Origin of the sequence: Streptomyces sp. NPDC052773, assembly GCF_044547145.1 — a bacterium.
In the GTDB taxonomy this organism is placed as follows: domain Bacteria; phylum Actinomycetota; class Actinomycetes; order Streptomycetales; family Streptomycetaceae; genus Streptomyces.
The window spans coordinates 76,168-93,556 of the sequence record NZ_JBITZX010000017.1; the positions used below are offsets into that span (position 1 = coordinate 76,168).

19 protein-coding genes are annotated in these 17,389 nt (G+C 73.1%); 7 read left to right on the plus strand and 12 right to left on the minus strand.

The window, feature by feature from the left end:
* Window positions 1–38 precede the first annotated feature (38 nt).
* The 4 genes from ACIG0D_RS29890 to ACIG0D_RS29905 all read right to left on the minus strand — a co-directional run bounded on the left by ACIG0D_RS29890 (window position 39) and on the right by ACIG0D_RS29905 (window position 3,872).
* A complete protein-coding gene (locus ACIG0D_RS29890) occupies window positions 39–800 on the minus strand; it encodes a MerR family transcriptional regulator (RefSeq protein ID WP_399806949.1) in 762 nt (253 codons plus the stop codon).
* A gap of 85 nt (window positions 801–885) precedes the next feature.
* Complete coding sequence (locus tag ACIG0D_RS29895; RefSeq protein WP_399806951.1) at window positions 886–1,473, minus strand: PadR family transcriptional regulator; 588 nt, start codon at window positions 1,471–1,473, stop codon at window positions 886–888.
* Window positions 1,474–1,494: 21 nt separating this feature from the next.
* On the minus strand, window positions 1,495–2,955 hold the full coding sequence (locus ACIG0D_RS29900; protein WP_399806953.1) for an aldehyde dehydrogenase family protein: 1,461 nt from the start codon (window positions 2,953–2,955) through the stop codon (window positions 1,495–1,497).
* Window positions 2,956–3,047: 92 nt separating this feature from the next.
* Complete coding sequence (locus ACIG0D_RS29905) at window positions 3,048–3,872, minus strand: helix-turn-helix transcriptional regulator (RefSeq protein ID WP_365761321.1); 825 nt, start codon at window positions 3,870–3,872, stop codon at window positions 3,048–3,050.
* A 365-nt stretch (window positions 3,873–4,237) separates the two neighbouring features.
* Here ACIG0D_RS29905 and ACIG0D_RS29910 point away from each other — a divergent pair, with 365 nt between their 5' ends.
* Window positions 4,238–4,711: an ATP-binding protein gene (locus ACIG0D_RS29910; protein ID WP_399806956.1), complete on the plus strand. Its 474-nt coding sequence runs from the start codon at window positions 4,238–4,240 to the stop codon at window positions 4,709–4,711.
* A gap of 81 nt (window positions 4,712–4,792) precedes the next feature.
* Here ACIG0D_RS29910 and ACIG0D_RS29915 read toward each other — a convergent pair whose 3' ends face one another.
* From ACIG0D_RS29915 to rpmG, 5 genes are all read right to left on the minus strand, one after another.
* Window positions 4,793–5,011: a DUF397 domain-containing protein gene (locus ACIG0D_RS29915; protein ID WP_073943372.1), complete on the minus strand. Its 219-nt coding sequence runs from the start codon at window positions 5,009–5,011 to the stop codon at window positions 4,793–4,795.
* A 311-nt stretch (window positions 5,012–5,322) separates the two neighbouring features.
* Window positions 5,323–5,556: a 30S ribosomal protein S18 gene (gene rpsR / locus ACIG0D_RS29920; RefSeq protein ID WP_365761307.1), complete on the minus strand. Its 234-nt coding sequence runs from the start codon at window positions 5,554–5,556 to the stop codon at window positions 5,323–5,325.
* 6 nt (window positions 5,557–5,562) lie between these two features.
* The gene (locus ACIG0D_RS29925) at window positions 5,563–6,693 is read right to left on the minus strand and encodes a CobW family GTP-binding protein (protein ID WP_399806959.1); all 1,131 of its coding nucleotides are present in this window, start codon (window positions 6,691–6,693) and stop codon (window positions 5,563–5,565) included.
* 5 nt (window positions 6,694–6,698) lie between these two features.
* The gene (locus tag ACIG0D_RS29930) at window positions 6,699–6,947 is read right to left on the minus strand and encodes a type B 50S ribosomal protein L31 (RefSeq protein WP_399806963.1); all 249 of its coding nucleotides are present in this window, start codon (window positions 6,945–6,947) and stop codon (window positions 6,699–6,701) included.
* Between the two features lie 5 nt (window positions 6,948–6,952).
* The gene (gene rpmG, locus ACIG0D_RS29935; RefSeq protein WP_009192555.1) at window positions 6,953–7,117 is read right to left on the minus strand and encodes a 50S ribosomal protein L33; all 165 of its coding nucleotides are present in this window, start codon (window positions 7,115–7,117) and stop codon (window positions 6,953–6,955) included.
* 62 nt (window positions 7,118–7,179) lie between these two features.
* On the opposite strand from rpmG, the gene rpmB reads away from it, so the two are divergent.
* The 3 genes from rpmB (at window position 7,180) to ACIG0D_RS29950 (ending at window position 8,382) form a co-directional block, all read left to right on the plus strand.
* Complete coding sequence (rpmB, locus tag ACIG0D_RS29940; protein ID WP_399806965.1) at window positions 7,180–7,416, plus strand: 50S ribosomal protein L28; 237 nt, start codon at window positions 7,180–7,182, stop codon at window positions 7,414–7,416.
* The gene (gene rpsN, locus ACIG0D_RS29945; protein WP_365919267.1) at window positions 7,416–7,721 is read left to right on the plus strand and encodes a 30S ribosomal protein S14; all 306 of its coding nucleotides are present in this window, start codon (window positions 7,416–7,418) and stop codon (window positions 7,719–7,721) included. Before rpmB ends, rpsN begins: the two co-directional genes overlap by 1 nt.
* 100 nt (window positions 7,722–7,821) lie before the next feature.
* On the plus strand, window positions 7,822–8,382 hold the full coding sequence (locus ACIG0D_RS29950) for a hypothetical protein (RefSeq protein WP_399806969.1): 561 nt from the start codon (window positions 7,822–7,824) through the stop codon (window positions 8,380–8,382).
* A 42-nt stretch (window positions 8,383–8,424) separates the two neighbouring features.
* On the opposite strand, the gene ACIG0D_RS29955 is transcribed toward ACIG0D_RS29950, so the two are convergent.
* Window positions 8,425–8,703 carry a hypothetical protein gene (locus ACIG0D_RS29955; RefSeq protein WP_399806971.1) on the minus strand — a complete coding sequence of 93 codons (279 nt, stop codon included), beginning with the start codon at window positions 8,701–8,703 and terminating at the stop codon, window positions 8,425–8,427.
* Window positions 8,704–8,975: 272 nt separating this feature from the next.
* On the minus strand, window positions 8,976–10,100 hold the full coding sequence (locus ACIG0D_RS29960) for a DUF2786 domain-containing protein (RefSeq protein ID WP_399806973.1): 1,125 nt from the start codon (window positions 10,098–10,100) through the stop codon (window positions 8,976–8,978).
* A 110-nt stretch (window positions 10,101–10,210) separates the two neighbouring features.
* On the opposite strand from ACIG0D_RS29960, the gene ACIG0D_RS29965 reads away from it, so the two are divergent.
* Genes ACIG0D_RS29965 through ACIG0D_RS29975 form a run of 3 tightly spaced genes read left to right on the plus strand, consistent with a single transcriptional unit; the run spans window position 10,211 to window position 13,353 of the window.
* Window positions 10,211–10,840 carry a LysE family translocator gene (locus ACIG0D_RS29965; RefSeq protein ID WP_399806976.1) on the plus strand — a complete coding sequence of 210 codons (630 nt, stop codon included), beginning with the start codon at window positions 10,211–10,213 and terminating at the stop codon, window positions 10,838–10,840.
* Between the two features lie 31 nt (window positions 10,841–10,871).
* Window positions 10,872–11,624 (plus strand): Clp protease N-terminal domain-containing protein, encoded by a 753-nt coding sequence (locus ACIG0D_RS29970; protein WP_399806978.1) that lies wholly within the window; start codon window positions 10,872–10,874, stop codon window positions 11,622–11,624.
* Between the two features lie 40 nt (window positions 11,625–11,664).
* Window positions 11,665–13,353 (plus strand): bifunctional 3'-5' exonuclease/DNA polymerase, encoded by a 1,689-nt coding sequence (locus ACIG0D_RS29975; RefSeq protein WP_399806980.1) that lies wholly within the window; start codon window positions 11,665–11,667, stop codon window positions 13,351–13,353.
* A gap of 21 nt (window positions 13,354–13,374) precedes the next feature.
* Here the strand turns inward: ACIG0D_RS29975 and ACIG0D_RS29980 are convergent, their stop codons facing one another.
* Window positions 13,375–17,016 carry a BTAD domain-containing putative transcriptional regulator gene (locus ACIG0D_RS29980; RefSeq protein ID WP_399806983.1) on the minus strand — a complete coding sequence of 1,214 codons (3,642 nt, stop codon included), beginning with the start codon at window positions 17,014–17,016 and terminating at the stop codon, window positions 13,375–13,377.
* Window positions 17,017–17,389: the final 373 nt, after the last annotated feature.

Sequence of the window (17,389 nt, forward strand, 5' to 3'; positions counted from 1 at the left end):
CGGCGGGGCCGGCCCCGCTGGGCTCCCGGGCCACGACCTCAGGCGGAGTGGCGGGCCGCGTTGGCGACGATGGCGTCCCTCAGGTGCTGGGCCATACCGGGGCGCATGGCCTCGTAGAACGCCGTGAAGCGCTCGTCGGAGACGTACATGTCGCCCAGGCACCGGTGCATCTCGTGGCCGCACTCGTAGTACCAGCCGGTGATGTGCAGGCGGTGCTCCTCGGCGAGGTCCATGGCCCGCTCACTCGTGGGCGGCTCGCCGTCGGCCATCAGGGCGCCGTAGCGCTCGGCCCAGTCGGCGGCCTCGGCCTGCATCCGCTGCCAGTCCTCCTTGGTGTAGCTCGCGGCGCGGCGCTGCGACTCGGCCCAGGCCTCGGTGTCGCCCCAGCGTGCCTCCGCCTCCTCGGCGTACTGCTCCGGGTCGTTGTCCCCGAAGACCTCGAACCGCTCCTCGGGCGTGAGGTTGATCCCCATCTTGCGTGCCTCCATGGCGTGCTCCACGGCCGCCGCCATCTTCCGCAGCTTCTCGATCCGGGCGGTCAGCAGCTCGTGCTGCCGGCGCAGGTGGGCCCGCGGGTCCACGTCCGGGTCGTCGAGCAGGGCGGCGACCTCGTCGAGCGGGAAGCCGAGCTCGCGGTAGAACAGGATCTGCTGCAGCCGGTCGAGGTCGGCGTCGCTGTAGCGCCGGTGGCCCGCGCGGCTGCGCTCGCTGGGCACGAGCAGGCCGATGTCGTCGTAGTGGTGCAGGGTGCGCACCGTCACTCCGGCGAAACCGGCGACCTGTCCCACGGAGTAGCTCACTTCCGCTCCCTTCTCGGTACGCCCTCCACGCTGAGGCCTCACGTGGCGTGAGGTGCAAGCCGAATAATCCGGGGCGTGGTCGTCGTCACGTCAGGACGCCGACGAACGGCTCCCCCTCGCCCGCGAAGGTGTAGGCGCCGGCCTCGATCCGTCCGATGAGGCCGAGGGTCCAGGCGGCCTCGGCGTCGGCCGTGTGGAGCCAGAGGTTCATGATCTCGCCGATGTGCCCGAGCTGCTCGGGGCCGTCCTCGGGGACGTAGTGCTCGGTGACGGCGGAGCGCCACTCCTCGATACGGCGGACGCGTTCCTTCAGGAGGGCGACGGCCTCGGCGCGCGGCAGGTCGACCATGAAGCCGATGGCGGCGGACTTCACGTCGGTCTTCTGGTCGTACTCGGTCAGGGCCTCGCGCAGCAGGCGGAAGTACTCCTCGGTGCCGCTCTCGGTGATCTCGTACTCGGTGCGCGGGGGGCCGCCCGCGGTGGACGGGGCGGTCTCGTGGGCGTGCAGCAGGCCTTGCTTGGCCATCTGTTTCAACGCGTGGTAGATCGACCCGGGCTTGGCGTTGGACCACTCGTGCGCGCCCCAGTACTCCAGGTCGCCGCGCACCTGGTAGCCATGGGCCCGCCCGTGCTGGCGGACGGCGCCCAGGACCAGGAGTCGGATCGCTGACATGCGCTCCAGACTAGGCCGCCGTCAGAACGGGAAGCCGCTCCGGCCGTGCTGCACCGAGATCCACTTCAGGGTGGTGAAGGCGTCCAGGGTGGACTCGCCGTTGAGGCGGCCGACGCCGGAGTGCTTCTCGCCGCCGAAGGGGACGAGGGGTTCGTCGTGGACGGTGCCGTCGTTGACGTGGAACATCCCGGTGTCGATGCGCTGGGCGAAGCGGACACCGCGTTCGACGTCACCGGTGTGGACGGCGCCGCTGAGACCGTACGGGGTGTCGTTGACCAGGCGTACGGCCTCCTCCTCGCCGTCGAAGGGGATGAGGAAGGCGACCGGGCCGAAGATCTCCTGGCGCAGCAGCGGGGAGCCGGCGGGGACGTCGGTGAGGACGGACGGCTCGACCAGGTTGTCGCGGACGGTGCCGCGCAGCAGGGCCGTCGCGCCCTCGGCGACCGCCTGGTCCACCGCGCCGGACAGCGCCTCGGCCTGGGAGGCGTTGATGACCGGGCCGATGACGGTCTCCGGGTCGCGCGGGTCGCCGACCTTCAGGGACCGGACCTTGGCGACGAACTTCTCGGTGAACTCGTCGGCGATCGAGCGGTCGACCAGGACGCGGTTGGCGGCCATGCAGACCTGGCCCTGGTGGACGTAGCGGGAGAAGACGGCGGCGTCGACGGCGTAGTCGAGGTCGGCGTCGTCGAGGACCACCAGCGCGCTGTTGCCGCCGAGTTCGAGGATCGACCGCTTGAAGTGGGCGGCGCAGACGGTGGCCACGTGGCGGCCGATCTTGTCGGAGCCGGTGAAGGAGATGACCTTGGGCACCGGGTGCTCGATGAAGGCGTCGCCGATCTCGGCGATGTCGGTGACGACGACGTTGAGCACGCCGGCCGACAGACCCGCGTCCTCGAAGAGCCTGGCGACCAGGGTGCCGCCGACGACCGGGGTGTCCTGGTGCGGCTTGAGAACCACGGCGTTGCCGAGCGCGAGGGCCGGCGCGACGGACTTCAGCGACAGCAGGAAGGGGAAGTTGAAGGGGCTGATGACGCCGACGACACCGACGGGGACGCGGTAGAGGCGGTTCTCCTTGGCGGGGTCGGGCGAGGGCAGCAGCCGGTCCTCGGGGCGGGTCGCCAGGGCGGCGGCCTCGCGCAGGAACTCCTTGGCCAGGTGCAGTTCGAAGGCGGCCTTGACCCGGGTGCCGCCCAGTTCGGCGACGATCGCCTCGGCGATCTCCGTCTCACGCTCCTCGACCAGCCGCAGCGCCTTCTCGAGCACGGCGCGGCGGGCGAAGGCGCCCGCGCGGGCCCACTCCCGCTGGGCGCGCTCGGCGGCCCGGTAGGCCTGATCTATCTCGTCGACGGTGGCTATGGTGATCGAGGCCAGCTTCTCGCCGTCGTAGGGATTGAAGTCGATGATGTCCCAGGAGCCGGTGCCCGGACGCCACTCGCCGTCGATGTACTGCTGAGCCAGGTCGGTGAAGTAGGACGACATGTGATCCCTCAATCCCTGCCGCGGGAGCAGACAGACAGACGCGCCTGATCGATCGTCATCCTACTGGCCGGTTCGCCAACTTGGCCGGTGTCTCAGGAGAGTTGGAGGAGTCCCCTGAGGAGGTCGCGGCTCTCCGCCGGGCCGGGGCTGTCGCGCTGCAGCTCCTTCAGGGCGGTCTCGTACTGGGCGACGTCCTCGGGCTTGTCCAGGTAGAGGGCGCTGGTGAGCTGCTCCAGGTAGACCACGTCCGACAGGTCGGACTCGGGGAAGCTGAGGATGGTGAAGGCGCCGCTCTCGCCGGAGTGCCCGCCGAAGCTGAACGGCATGATCTGGAGCCGTACGTTGGGGCGTTCGGAGATCTCGATGAGGTGCTGGAGCTGGCCGCGCATCACCTCGCGGTCGCCGTAGGGGCGGCGCAGGGCGGCCTCGTCGAGGACGATGTGGAAGTCGGGGGCGTTCTCCGCGACGAGGTGCTTCTGCCGCTCCAGGCGCAGCGCAACCCGGCGTTCGACGTCGGCCTCGCTCGCGTCCTTCATGCCGCGGCGCACCACCGCGCGGGCGTAGTCCTCGGTCTGGAGCAGGCCGTGCACGAACTGCACCTCGTACGCCCGGATCAGGGACGCGGCGCCCTCCAGGCCGACGTAGGTGGGGAACCAGCTCGGCAGGACGTCGGAGTAGCTGTGCCACCAGCCGGCGACGTTGGCCTCGCGGGCGAGCGAGATCAGGGAGCCCCGCTCGTTCTCGTCCGTGATGCCGTACAGCGTCAGCAGGTCCTCGACGTCCCTCGTCTTGAAGCTCACCCGGCCCAGCTCCATCCGGCTGATCTTCGACTCGGAGGCGCGGATGTGGTAACCCGCCGCCTCGCGGGTGATGCCCCGCGCCTCGCGCAGTCGCCTGAGTTGCGAGCCGAGCAGCATCCGCCGCACCACCGATCCGGGCTCTCCCGCGCTCACCTTCGCCAGCCTCCCCAACCGTCTTCAGGGCCCGCAGTCTGCCACTAAAACACTCCGAGCTGTACTCGTCCGATTACACAGACGGAAAGAAGCCAAAGATTGCGAGCAGGAGCGCACAGAGAGATGGCACGCGGACGGCTCGGGAGCGACGCCGAGATGGCGGAAAAAATGGCCAAGAAGTGGTACGGGTGGGACCAATTCGGTCTCGTGCACGTGCATCTGCCCTTGCATCTGCTCTGCGCATCCGAAACCATGGGTGCCGCGCCACCGCTGCATCGCAACGACCGCGAATTCCGGGAGTGCCCCGCATGGCAACGAATGGATCGACCATGCTCGAGCCGTTACGGCAGGGCCTTCCGCCGCTGGACCCCGCGGCCGTGTCCAGCGCCGCCTCCTGTGCCCTGCCCGCCCGTTACGAAGCGGTGGGCGACGCCCGGCGGTTCACCCGCAGAACCCTCGACCAGTGGGACCTGGGCGACCGGTTCGACGACGTCTGTCTGGTCGTCTCGGAACTGGTCACCAACGCCCTGCGGCACGCCGTGCCGAACGCCCCGCGCGTGCCGGACCAGGAGCCGGCGGTACGGCTGCACCTGATGCGCTGGACCGAGCGGCTGGTGTGCGCGGTACGGGACCCCAGCAACGACAGCCCGGTGGCGCGCGCGGCCGACGACTTCTCCGCGGAGTCCGGACGCGGGCTGTTCCTGGTCGACTCCTTCTGCGACGGCTGGGGCTGGCACCCGCTGGCCGGGACGCTCAGCGGCAAGGTCGTCTGGGCGCTGTTCCGGCTGCCGTCCGCCGGCTGAGGAACCGCGGCACGCCTTGGTGCCGCGGTTCTACGCGCGTTACGGCGAGGCGAGGGCCGCTCTCCGGAGCGCTCGCGTCCGTCATCCGGCCACGAGGTGGTCGAACTCGCCGTCCTTCACCCCGAGGAGCATGGCCTCGATCTCCGCTCTCGTGTACACGAGAGCGGGCCCGTCGGGGAAGTTGGAGTTCCGGACGGCCACCCGCCCGCCCGGCAGCCGGGCGAACTCCACGCACGAACCCTGCGAGTTGCTGTGCCGACTCTTCTGCCAGGCCACACCGCGCAGCTCGGTGGCGGCCATGCCGTTGTACACGTCGTGGTCCACAGGTCGCTCCCCGGTGGTGCACTGGCTGTCGTGGCCATAGATGCAGTGGTCAACTGTGCCGGATCATAGCCTTCTTCATGTGCACATGCAGACGCAGATGCACGTGCACGCGGGGTGCTCCTGTGATTACAGCTTTGACCCCCGCTTTACCGAAATGGTTCCTGTACTAGGAACAGACGCATGCGATGCGCTTTGTGTTCCATTGAACTTCCGTATGTGCAGCGGGCGTTGCCGTAAACGCCGACGGGCCCCGCCTCGGCTGAGGCGGGGCCCGTCGTCGCGGGTGATCAGCGGCTCGCGTACGGCAGCAGGGCCATCTCGCGGGCGTTCTTGATCGCTCGGGCGAGCTGCCGCTGCTGCTGGGAGCTGACCCGGGTGACGCGGCGGCTGCGGATCTTGCCGCGGTCGGAGATGAACTTCCGCAGCAGATCGGTGTCCTTGTAGTCGATGTACGTGATGCCGGCCTGGTCCAGCGGGTTCGGCCGGTTCTTGGCGGGCTTGCGGTCGGACTTGCGGGGCATCGGGGTTCAGACCTCCAGGAGGGTGTCGAAGGCGTGTGGCAGCTGCTGCCAGGCGTCGCGCCCGGCGGCGTACTCGGCGTCGGTGAGCAGGCAGGACTCCAGCAGCCGCTGAAGGCCCTCGCGGTCGAGGCCGGGCGAGGTGAAGACCAGGTGCTGGCAGCAGTCCCCGTGCTCGGGGTGCCAGTCCAGGGCGGCGGCGGCGCGGCGCACCGGCGGGACCATCTCCCAGGCCGCGTCGGGCAGCGAGGCGAGCCAGGGGCCCGCGCTCTCCACGCACAGCGCGCCGCCGGCCGCGTCCCAGTGGAACAGCGTGTCCGGCTTGTCGGCGAGCCAGAAGCGGCCCCGGCTGCGGGCGGCGGCGCAGGTCAGGTCCTCCAGCGCCGCGTACAGCCGCTCCGGGTGGAAGGGGCGGCGGCGATGCCAGACGAAGGTGGTCACCCCGTGCGCGTCGGCGTCGGTGGGCAGCAGGGCGCACGCCGGGTGCTGGGCCGCCGCGGCGGCCTCCACGTCGAAGCCGGCGAGCGCGGCGCCCGCCAGGTCACCGTGGCCGATCGGGACCCGGCGGGCCGTCGGATGGAGCTGGGCCAGCAGCTCGCGGTCCTCGTCGTCGGCCTCCTCGGACTCGGCGACGGCGAGGACGGGGGCGTACTCCAGCTGGCGGGCGAAGGTGTCGGCGACGGTGCGCTGGTCGGTGGCGGCCGCGGCGAGCCCGGCCTCGGCGAGGTCGTCGCCGTTGCCGAGGTACGGCAGCAGCAGCGCCGGGTCGACGGCGGTGATCACGCCGGTCACGGTGAGGCCGCCGGCGGTGACGACCTCGGCCATGGCCTTGGGCTCGACCGAGTCCCACAGTTCGACGACCGCGAGCCGGGTGTCGCCGGCGTCGGCGAGCCGCCGCAGCTCGGGCACCAGGTCCTCGCGCAGGGCACAGCACGCGCAGTCGTTGACCAGCGGCGTCTCACCGGTGTCCTGGACGCCGCCGGCGTCGCGGACGGTCCGCACGACGGTGCCGGACGCGGCCGTCGCCAGGTCGTGGTGGAGGACGACGCTGCCGGGGACGTCGGTGAGCAGCCGGTCGACGGCCGCCTTGCGGGCGTCGGAGTGCAGCCCGCCGACGATCACGACGGAGAGGTCGGGCACGGCGCTCAGCTCCGCTTTCCGTACCGGCGCTCGAAGCGCTCGACGCGGCCCGCGGTGTCCAGGACGCGGGCGGTGCCGGTGTAGAAGGGGTGGCTGACGTTCGAGATCTCGACGTCCACGACCGGGTAGGTGTTGCCGTCCTCCCACTCGATCGTCTTGTCGCTGGTCATGGTGGACCGGGTGAGGAAGGCGTAGTTCGCGGCGCGGTCACGGAAGACGACGGGGCCGTAGGCGGGGTGGATGCCCTTGCGCATGGCGGTCAGCGCTCCTCTCGGAAGTCGACGTGGCGGCCGACGACCGGGTCGTACTTGCGCAGGGTCAGCCGGTCCGGGTCGTTGCGGCGGTTCTTGCGGGTCACGTAGGTGTAGCCGGTGCCGGCGGTGGACCGGAGCTTGATGACCGGGCGGAGTTCGTTGCGTGCCATGCTGCTATGTTACTGAAAATGAATTCCATTACGACACCGATCGAGGAGAGGTTCGTCACCCGATGTCCGCCCACTGCATGCTGACCGGCGCCCAGCCCGGTTTCGGCAACACGATCTCCCACTCCCACCGGCGGTCCTCGCGCCGCTTCGACCCGAACATCCAGAGCAAGCGGTACTGGCTGCCGAGCGAGGGCCGGTACGTCCGGCTGAAGCTGAGCACGAAGGGGATCAAGACCGTCGACACGATCGGCATCGAGGCCGCCGTGGCCCGGATCCGCGCCCGGGGGGTGCGGGTCTGATGGCGAAGAAGAGCAAGATCGCGAAGAACGAGAAGCGGCAGGAGATCGTCGCCCGGTACGCCGCACGACGGGCCGAGCTGAAGGAGATCATCCGCCGGCCGTCCTCGACCGACGCCGAGCGGGCCGCCGCGCAGGCGGAACTGCGCCGCCAGCCGCGCGACGCCAGCGCCACGCGCGTACGCAACCGGGACCAGGTGGACGGGCGCCCGCGCGGCTACTTCCGGGCGTTCGGGCTGTCCCGGGTGTCACTGCGGGAGCAGGCGCACGCCGGGTACCTGCCGGGGGTGCGCAAGTCCTCCTGGTAGCGAGGGCCGCCGAAGGCCTCGAGGGAGGTGGCCGGGCGGTTACGGCCTGGTAGCTTGCTGCGGTCGTACCGTCCTACCGGTTCTTCCCTGGGGGCTCGCAGTGACTTCGGCGACGTACGCGCGCGGGGCGCGCAGGCGGATACGGATCGCGGCCGTGGCCGTGGCGGCCGGGCTGAGCGGTGTGCTGCTGAGCGCGTGCGGCGGTGACGGCGGCTCCGAGGAGGAGGCGACGCCGACCGCGCCGGCCTCGTCGTCCCGGTCTCCCTCCCCGTCCCCCTCGGCCTCCGGCTCGGCCGCTCGTGGCGAGCTGGACGGCAGCTGGCTCGCCACCAGCGGCGGGCAGGCCGTGGTGCTCGTGCTCAACGGCGACGAGGCGGGGCTGTTCGCGAGCCGCGGGACCGTGTGCGGCGGTCGGGTCACCGAGGCGGCCGGGAAGCCGGCGATACGGCTGCTCTGCGGCGGTGAGGACGGGAAGAACGGTGACGGCGCTGCCGGAGGTGACGGCGGTCGGGACCGGGAGCGCGGCACCGGGACGGTCGACTCCGTCACGGCGGACTCCCTCAAGGTGACCTGGGAGGGGTCGGTGGGGGTGGAGACGTTCACCAGGGCCGAGGGGGGCACGCTGCCGTCGGGGGTGCCGACGGAGGGGCTGGGGTCGTGAGGCCGCCCCCTGCTGGAGGCGGGGACTCGGGGCGCAGGGCCCTCACCGGCGTTGTGCCGGGGTGCCGTTCAAGGCCTCGGAGAGGGTCGTGAGGGTGGTGAGCAGGAGTCGTGCGGCGGGGCGTACGACGGTGTCGGACGTGCCGGCCCAGGCGGGGTCGGTGAGGGCGGCGCGTACGGCGTCCCACCGGGGGACGCGGTGATCCCGCACCGCCTTCGCGCCCTGGGCGGTGGCCTTGCGGAGGGCGTCCGCGAGGTGGGCGGCCGGGGGCACGGGCGGGGCGGCGCGGTTCGGAAGGTGGGCCTCCGGCAGCATCGCCACCCGGCCCAGCCGGGTCAGCGCGTCCTCCGCGTCGTGCGCCGCGACCCGGGACAGGCCGCGGTGGCGTACGGGTTCGTGCTCCGCGCGGGCGACCGCCGTGTGCCAGGCGGCGCGGGCCGCGCGGGCGGCGAGCAGGGCGTCCCGGATGTCGTCGGCGGAGGCGGACGCGGGGTCCGCGTGGTGGCGCAGTACGGTGCGCCCACAGGCTCACCTCAACCGGATGTAGCGGATCATCTGCGCCATATGGGGCGTATCGAATGCCGCCCCGTCGGTCAGTCGAGGCGCGGGCGGTGGCGCATCTGGGCGCGGTCCGCCGCGCGGGCGCCCTCGTGCCAGCCCGCCGCGTCGTTCACGCCGCGCAGCCGGGTCGTCGTGGTCTCGGGGAACATGCGCTCCGCGCGGTCGGTGACCGCGACCTCGCGGGAGGCGAGGACGGGCAGCAGGTCGTCGGTCACCTGGGTCTCGGCGGCGGCCGCGAGGCGGGTGCCCACGCGGTGGGCGTAGGCGGCGAGGAAGGACTGGCGGAACGTTTTGGTGCGCTTGCGGCCGCCCGCGCGCTGGGCCGCCTCCGCCTTGGCCATGGCGGTGGTGGCCTGCACGAGCAGCGAGGTGTAGAGCAGCTCGACCGCTTCGAGGTCCGCGTCGAAGCCGACGACCGTGGAGAAGCCGAGGGGTTCGTTCCACACCGCGCGGCAGTGGTTGGCGGAGGCCACGGCGTCCAGCAGTACCGCCTTGGCCTGCTCGTACGGCGGCTCGACGCCGATCCGGCAGGCGGTGGGGGTGTCGGCGGCCGGGTCCGGTGAGCGGGCGGCGAGCAGGGCCTCGTCGATGCTGTGCCGGGCCATCAGCTCCTGCGCCTTGGCGCTGAGCGCCTCGGCCTCCTCCGGGTAGCCCGTCGCCTCCGCCTTGGCGAGCAGGGCGCGGATCCGGGCGAGCATCCGGGACTCCGCGGGCGCGTCGCGGCGTACCGGCTCGTGGTCGTCGAGGGGTTCGAGGGTGGGCAGGCGCAGCAGGAGGCGGTACAGCTCCAGGACCGCGGTGGCGTGCGAGAAGCGGTCCGCGCGGGGCGGCGCTTCGGTGGGCAGGTCGTCGAGCTGGGCCCGCCAGCGGCGTCCGCGCGGGCGGTCGTCGGGGGCCTGGGCGCGGATCAGCGCCGCCACCAGGGTCACGTGGACGTCGTCCAGCTCTCGTCGCACGATCCGTACGAGGTCGGCGGGCTGCCAGCCCCGCCGCCAGGCCGTCGCGACGAACTCGCGCCCCCGGCGTTCGCGTTCCGCGTCGGCGGCCGGGTCGGCGGCGAGCAGGGACGCGCCGGTGTCGAGGCCGGTGTCGTCGGCGGAGTAGAGGGCGGCCTCGAAGGCGCGGTCGACGGTGCTGGGCGTACGGGGGGTGCTCACCCGGCGATGGTGCCATGGGCGGTGACGGCGCCCTGGGCGGGTGCGGGGCCGGCCGTCTCACTCCGCGGAATTCGGTCGCCCTGGGGGAGGGCCGTTTCGAGCATGGCCCCATGGTGGACATGCATCTCTACGCGGCGTTCCTGGTCGCCGCCTTCGCGCTCTGTGTCACTCCGGGACCCGACATGATGTTCATCGTGGCCGTGGGAGGGAGGGGTGGTCCCGCGGCGGGGGTGATGGCGGCGTTCGGGGTGGCCTGCGCGATGCTCGTGCACGCGGTGGCCGCGGCGCTGGGGCTGTCGGCGCTGTTCGAGGCGGTGCCGACGCTGTATCACGTGCTGCGGTGGGCGGGGGCGGCGTATCTGCTGTATCTCGCGGTGAAGGCGTTCCGGGACCGGTCCGTGCCCGGGGAGGAGGACTCCGGGAGCGGCGCGGGCCCGGGGCTGCGGCGGGCGTTCTGGCAGGGCGCGATCACCAATCTGCTCAATCCCAAGGTGATTCTGTTCAACGTGGCGTTCCTGCCGCAGTTCGTGGATCCGGAACTGGGTCATGTGCCGGGACAGTTCATGGTGCTCGGCGTGACGATCGTGGTGATGGGGTTCCTGGTGGACGGGGTGATCGGGCTGCTGGCGGGGAAGCTCTCGGCGCTGTTGCGGCGCAGCCGGCGGGTGGCTCGGGGGCTCAATGTCTTCAGCGGGACGGTGTTCGTGGGGCTGGCCCTCAAGGTGTCAACTGACGGTTGACACCCTTGGGGGTGCAACCTACGGTTGACACATGTCGACGAACCCCAACATCACGGCATCCGTACGTCTCGACGACCTCATCGCGGCCATCAAGAAGGTCCACGACCAGCCGCTCGACCAGCTCCAGGACGCGGTGATCGCCGCGGAGCACCTGGGCGACGTGGCGGACCATCTCATCGGCCACTTCGTGGACCAGGCGCGCCGGTCGGGCGCGTCCTGGACGGACATCGGCAAGAGCATGGGCGTCACCCGGCAGGCGGCGCAGAAGCGGTTCGTGCCCAAGGAGTCCGCGGACCTGGACCCTAGCCAGGGCTTCAGCCGCTACACCCCCCGCGCGCGGAACGTCGTCATGGCCGCGCACAACGAGGCCATCGCCGCGCGCAACGCCGAGGGCCGGCCGGAGCACCTGATCCTCGGCCTGCTCGCCGAGCCCGAGGGACTGGCCGCCCACGCGATCACCGCGCAGGGCGTCACCCTGGACGAGGTGCGCCAGGCCGCGACCGCCGCGCTGCCGCCGGCCTCGGAGGAGGTCCCCGAGCTGGTCCCCTACGGCCCCGACGCCAAGAAGGCGCTGGAGCTGACGTTCCGGGAGGCCCTGCGCCTCGGCCACAACTACATCGGCACCGAACACCTGCTGCTCGCCCTGCTGGAGTTCGAGAACGGCCAGGGCGTGCTGTCCGGCCTGGGCATCACCAAGGAGGCGGCGGAGCGGTACGTCACCGAGCTGCTCGCCAAGTTCCTGGACACCGGCAAGAGCGCTGGTGAGGCGGCGTCGGAGGGCTGACGCCGGGCCGTTGTCAGACCCTCCTGCCACACTCGCTTGCATGACCGACCGGTGGGCGCTCGCACCGGCCGAGGGCGGCGGCGTGGAGCTCGCCCCCCTCGGCCCGGACGGGCTGCCCGCCGGTCCGGTGGTGCGGGAGGAGGACCCGGCGTCGGCCGTGCGCGCGCGGCCGGAGGTGACGCGCTGGGTCTGGCGGTCCACGGCGGAGGTGTATCCGCGGCTGCTCGCCACGGGGGTGCGAGTGGAGCGGTGCTACGACATCGAGGCCGCCGAAGCCCTCCTCCTGGGCCACGAGGGGCGGTACGGCGAGCCGCGCTCGGCCGCCGCCGCCCTGGCCCGGCTGCGCGGCGGACCGGTGCCGCCGGATCCGCCGCAGCGGTCGGCCGAACCGGGCGCGCAGTCCCCGCTCTTCGAGCCGGAGGGCAGCCGCCCGCTCCCCCTCGCCGACCTGCTCGCCGTCTACGCCGAGCAGCAGCGGCGGCACGAGCGCGCCGCACGTTCCGACCGGATGCGGCTGCTGACCGCCGCCGAGTCGGCGGGCACGCTGGTGGCCGCCGAGATGAACCACGCGGGACTGCCGTGGAGCGCGGACGTGCACCGCGCGGTCCTGCACGACCTGCTGGGCGAGCGGTACGCGGGCGGCGGCGAGCCCCGGCGGCTGGCCGAGCTGGCCGACGAGGTGTCCGCCGCGTTCGGGCGGCGCGTGCGGCCCGACCTGCCCGCCGACGTGATCAAGGCGTTCGCGCAGGCCGGGATCAAGGTGCGGTCCACCCGGCGGTGGGAGATCGAGTCCGTCGACCACCCGGCCGTGAAACCGCTGATCGAGTACAAGAAGCTGTACCGGATCTGGGTCGCCCACGGCTGGTCCTGGCTCCAGGACTGGGTGCGCGACGGCCGGTTCCGGCCCGGGTTCCAGGCCGGCGGCACGGTCACCGGACGCTGGGTCACCAACGGCGGCGGCGGGCTCCAGATCCCCAAGGTGATCCGGCGCGCCGTGGTCGCCGACCCCGGCTGGCGGCTGGTCGTCGCCGACGCCGACCAGATGGAACCGCGCGTGCTGGCCGCGATCTCCCGCGACCCCGGCCTGATGGAGGTCGCCGGGCGGGAGAGCGACCTGTACCAGTCGGTGTCCGACCGCGCCTTCTCCGGCGACCGCGCCCAGGCCAAACTCGCCGTGCTCGGCGCGATCTACGGCCAGACCTCCGGGGACGGCCTGAAGAACCTCGCCGCGCTGCGCCGCCGCTTCCCCAAGGCGGTCGCCTACGTCGACGACGCCGCCCGCGCCGGCGAGGAGGGGCGGCTGGTGCGCACCTGGCTCGGCCGGACCTGCCCGCCCGCGGCGCAGGCCGGCGAGGACCCGGCGGAGGAGGCCGGTATCCCGGCGGCGGACGAGGACGGCGACGACCGGGCCTGGGTCCCGGGGTACGCCTCGACCAACGCCCGCGCCCGGGGCCGCTTCGCCCGCAACTTCGTGGTCCAGGGCAGCGCCGCCGACTGGGCGCTGCTGCTGCTCGCCGCGCTGCGCCGGGCCTGCGCGGACCTCGCCGCCGAGCTGGTCTTCTTCCAGCACGACGAGGTGATCGTGCACTGCCCCGAGGAGGAGGCGGAGACGGTGGTCGCGGCGATCCGGGAGGCGGCGGCGCTGGCGGGGCGGCTGACGTTCGGGGAGACACCGGTGCGGTTCCCGTTCACGACGGCGGTGGTGGAGTGCTATGCCGACGCCAAGTGAGACACCCCGTCGGACCTGGGGTCAGCAGCGGGCCCCGGCGCCGTCCAGCAGCTCCCGCAGCTGCGCCGTGACCGCGCTCTCGTCCGTGCCGTCCAGCGCGGCGAGAGCGGCGCGCCACTCCTCGTGCGCCCGCTCGTGCAGACCCCGGGCGCACAGCAGCAGCCCGTGCTGGTGGCGGGCGAGTCCGCCGGTGTAGTGGTCGGCGCGGGCGTCCGCGCGGCGCATCAGTTCGGCGCACTCGCCCAGGGCGCGGTCGGTGTGGCCGAGCAGGCGCAGGGCGCGGACCAGGCCGAGGCGGGTCTGGGACTCGCCGTGCCAGTCGCCGTGGCCGCCGAGGATGCGCAGGCTCTCCTCGAAGTGCCGGGCGGCGGACTCCGGTTCGCCGAGGCGGAGATGGGCGTAGCCGATGTTGCAGTGCGCCGAGTGCTGGACGATGACAGCGCCGATCGCGACGCCGATGGCGAGGGAGCGGCGGTGCTGTTCGATGGCGGCGCGCGGATCGGTGTGCTCGTAGAGGTTGCCCAGGTGGCTGTAGGTGACGGCCTCGCCGTGCGGGTCGTTCAGCTGCCGGGAGTAGGTGAGGCTCTGGCGCAGCGCCTCCTCCGACTCGGCGTACCGGCCCAGCCCTTCGAGGAGCAGCCCGCGGTTGTTGAGACAGCGCCGGATCCAGGAGACCACTCCCAGGCGGCGCCAGATCCTCAGGGCCCGGTCGTTGAGGTCGAGGGCGTCGCCCTGGCGGCCGGTCAGGAAGTGCAGTCCGGCCAGGTCGCCGAGGGCGTAGGCCTCGGCCGCGGGGTCGCCGAGGCGGCGGGCGGCGTCGAGGGCGGCGCTGCCCAGGATCTCCATCTCGGCCACACGGCCGCTGCGGTGGACGTACGGGAAGAGGAGGCGGATCAGGGTGGAGAAGTAGGCGGCGGTGCGGTGGTCGTGGGCCGGGTCGCCCGCGTGCCGTTCCACGAGGGTGACGATGTTCGGCAGCTCCGTGTCGCCCCAGGCGAAGGCCTCCTCGGCGGACGCGAAGGGCGCGGTGGCGGCCACGTGCGCGGCGTGCTCGGGGGGCTGGGCGGCGGTGGGGCGGCGGCGGTCGTCCTGGTCGAGGCCGGGTTCGACGATGGCGGTGAGGGCGCGCTCGGCCACCGCCGCGTACCAGTGGAGGGCGGTCTCCACGGCGTCCGTGGGTGGGGTGGGGCTGCCGGGTACGGCGGGGCTCCCGGATACGGCGTGACTCCCGGGCAGGGCGGGGCTCACGGGCACAGCATGACCTCCGGGCGCGGCAGGGCTCCCGGGCACGGCATGACCTCCGGGCACGGCCGGGCCTCCGGATACGGCATGACCTCCGGGCGCGGCCGGGGCCCCGGATACGGCATGACTCCCGGGCACGGCCGGGCCCCCGGATACGGCATGACGCCCGGGCACGGCCGGGCCCCCGGCCCCGGCGGGGCTCCCGGGCGCGGCAGGGTTGCCAGGCGCGGCCGGGCTTTCGTCCGTGCGCGGGTGGGCGGCGGTGCCCTCCGTCCCGGCGTCCGCTTCCGCCAGTTCGCGGGCGAAGTCGCGGACCAGGTCGTGCGGGGCGTAGCGGCCGTACGCCGTCTCCTCCAGGAGGGCCACGTCGACGAGCCGGTCGAGGGCCGCCTCGGCGCGGCGTTCGCCGGTGCCGGTGAGGCGGGCGAGGAGGGGGGCGCCGTAGGCGGGGAGGTCGAGGGCGCCGATGCGGCGCAGGGCGACGGCCGCGTCGCGGTCCGCCTCGCGGTCGGAGGCGGCGAGCGCGTCGTGGGCGACGGCGAGGGAGCGGCGCACGCTGAGGTCGTCGTACTCCAGGTGGTGCAGCCGGCCCTCGGTGGCCGCGAGTTGGTGGGCCAGCACGTCCGGGGTGAGGGCGCTGCGCGCGGCGAGCCGGGCGGCGACGACGCGCAGCGCGAGCGGCAGCCGCCCGGTGAGGTCGACGAGCGGATGGCCCGCGTCGAGCCCGTCCCGGCCGGAGACCGCGCGCAGCAGCGCAGCGCTGTCCTCCCCGGTGAGCGGGGCGAGCGGGAAGCGGCGGGCGCCGTCGAGGGCGGTCAGCGGGGAGCGGCTGGTGACGATGACCGCGCAGCCGGGCCCGGCCGGCAGCAGCGGCCGTACCTGGGCGGCGGTGGCGGCGTCGTCCAGGACCAGCAGCGTGCGGGTGGGCGCCAGCAGAGAGCGCAGCAGCGCGGCGGCGGCGTCCGGGTGGTCGGGGACACGGCGGGGCTCGGTGCCGAGGTCGCGCAGCAGGGCGGCGAGGGCCTGGGCGGAGGTGAGGGGAGTCATGCCCGGGGTGGCGCCGTGCAGGTGGATGTAGAGCTGGCCATCGCTGAAACGTTCCGCCAGACCGTGCGCCACATGCAGCGCGAGCGCGCTCTTGCCCACCCCGGCCATCCCGCTGACCACGGCGACCGCACCGGGTTCCAGCAGGGCCCGGCGCAGCTCACCGCGGACGGTGATACGGCCGGTGAAGTGGGGCGGAGGCGGGGGGAGTTGGGCGGGGCGGGTGGTGAAGGCCGAGGGAGTGCTGGGGACCTCGGATGCGGGGGAGGTCTCGGGGCTTGCGTGGGGCCCGGGAGCCTCGGGTGCGTGGGAGGCCTCGGGTGCTTCGGGCGCATGGCGGGCTGCGGATGCCTGGGGTGCTCCGGTTGCCTGGGATGCTCCGGGTGTTTTCGACGGCGGGTACGGCTGGGACCGGTGGGACTGCTGGGACTGATGGGACTGATGGGACTGCTGTGACTGCTGTGACTGACCGGCCTGGGTGGCCTGCGAGGCGTGGTGGGCCTGGGCCTGGTGGGACGACACGGACGCCGGGTACGTCGACGCGACCGGCGGCTCCTCCCGCACGGCCCCCCGCAGCACCTCCAGATGCGCGTCCCGCACCGCCGTTCCCGGCTCCACGCCCAGCTCGTCCAGCAGGCGGGCGCGCAGGTCGCGGTGGACGGCCAGGGCCTCGGCGCGTCGGCCGGTGCGGTGCAGGGCGAGCATCAGCTGGCGGTGGTACGCCTCGCGGAGCGGGTGTTCGGCGGCCAGTTCGGCGAGTTCCGGCACGAGTTCGCCGAGCCGGGCGCCGCCGAGGGCGAGTTCGGCGTCGTAGCGCCACTCCAGTACCAGCAGCCGGGCCTCCGCCAGGCGCTGGACGAAGGCGTAGCCGCCCAGTTCGGACGGGAGTCCGCTGAGCGGAGTGCCGCGCCACAGCGCCAGCGCGGCCGTGGCCTCGCGCGTCACCGTCACCCAGTCCCGGGCGGTGTGCGCGGCGCGGGCGGCGGTGACCCGGCGTTCGAAGACGTGGACGTCCAGTTCGTCCGGCGCCACCCGCAGCAGGTAGCCGGGCGGGACGGCGCGCAGCCGGTCGGGTTCGTCGAGGAGGCGGCGCAGCCGGGTGACGTGGTTGTGCAGGGAGGCGTGCGCCGAGGCGGGCGGTTCGCCGCCCCACAGCGCGTCCTTGAGGGTGTCGACCGGCACCACCCGGCCGGGCTCCAGCAGCAGGGCGGCGAGCAGGGCCCGCGCCTTGGGGCTGCGGATGGGGCGTACGACGACACCGGCGGTGTCGGCGTCTCCGGCGTCGTCGGCGTAGGCGCCCCGGGAGCCGTACGTCGTGTCCGGCTGGTAGAGCACGGGCGGGCCCAGCAGTCCGAACCGCATTACACCCTGGCGCATTTCCGCCCTCGTCACGGCGGTTTCCCGCCACCTGCTCACTGTCGGCTCCCGGCTGTCACCCGCGGGAGTACCCTGCCGTCGCCTGCCGCTGTCCGGCGGCGCCCGGGTCGCCGGACGGCGGCTTCACGCCAACCGGCAGACGGCGCTCGGGAGAACCGTTGGCCACATGTTAGCGATCCGTTGGTGCCGTCTGATGTGATCACTTCATCGGAGCCGGCCCGACGGTGCGCGCGTAGAACGCGTTACTCGGGGGAGTGTCGCCGCCGCGGCCGGATCCGGGACGCCAGTGGGCCCCGGTCGGCAGAGGTGAACGTCCGGGGCCCGCGGCGCATCCGGTGCCGGGCGCCCCGCGCGCCCCCGTGCCATCGTGGTG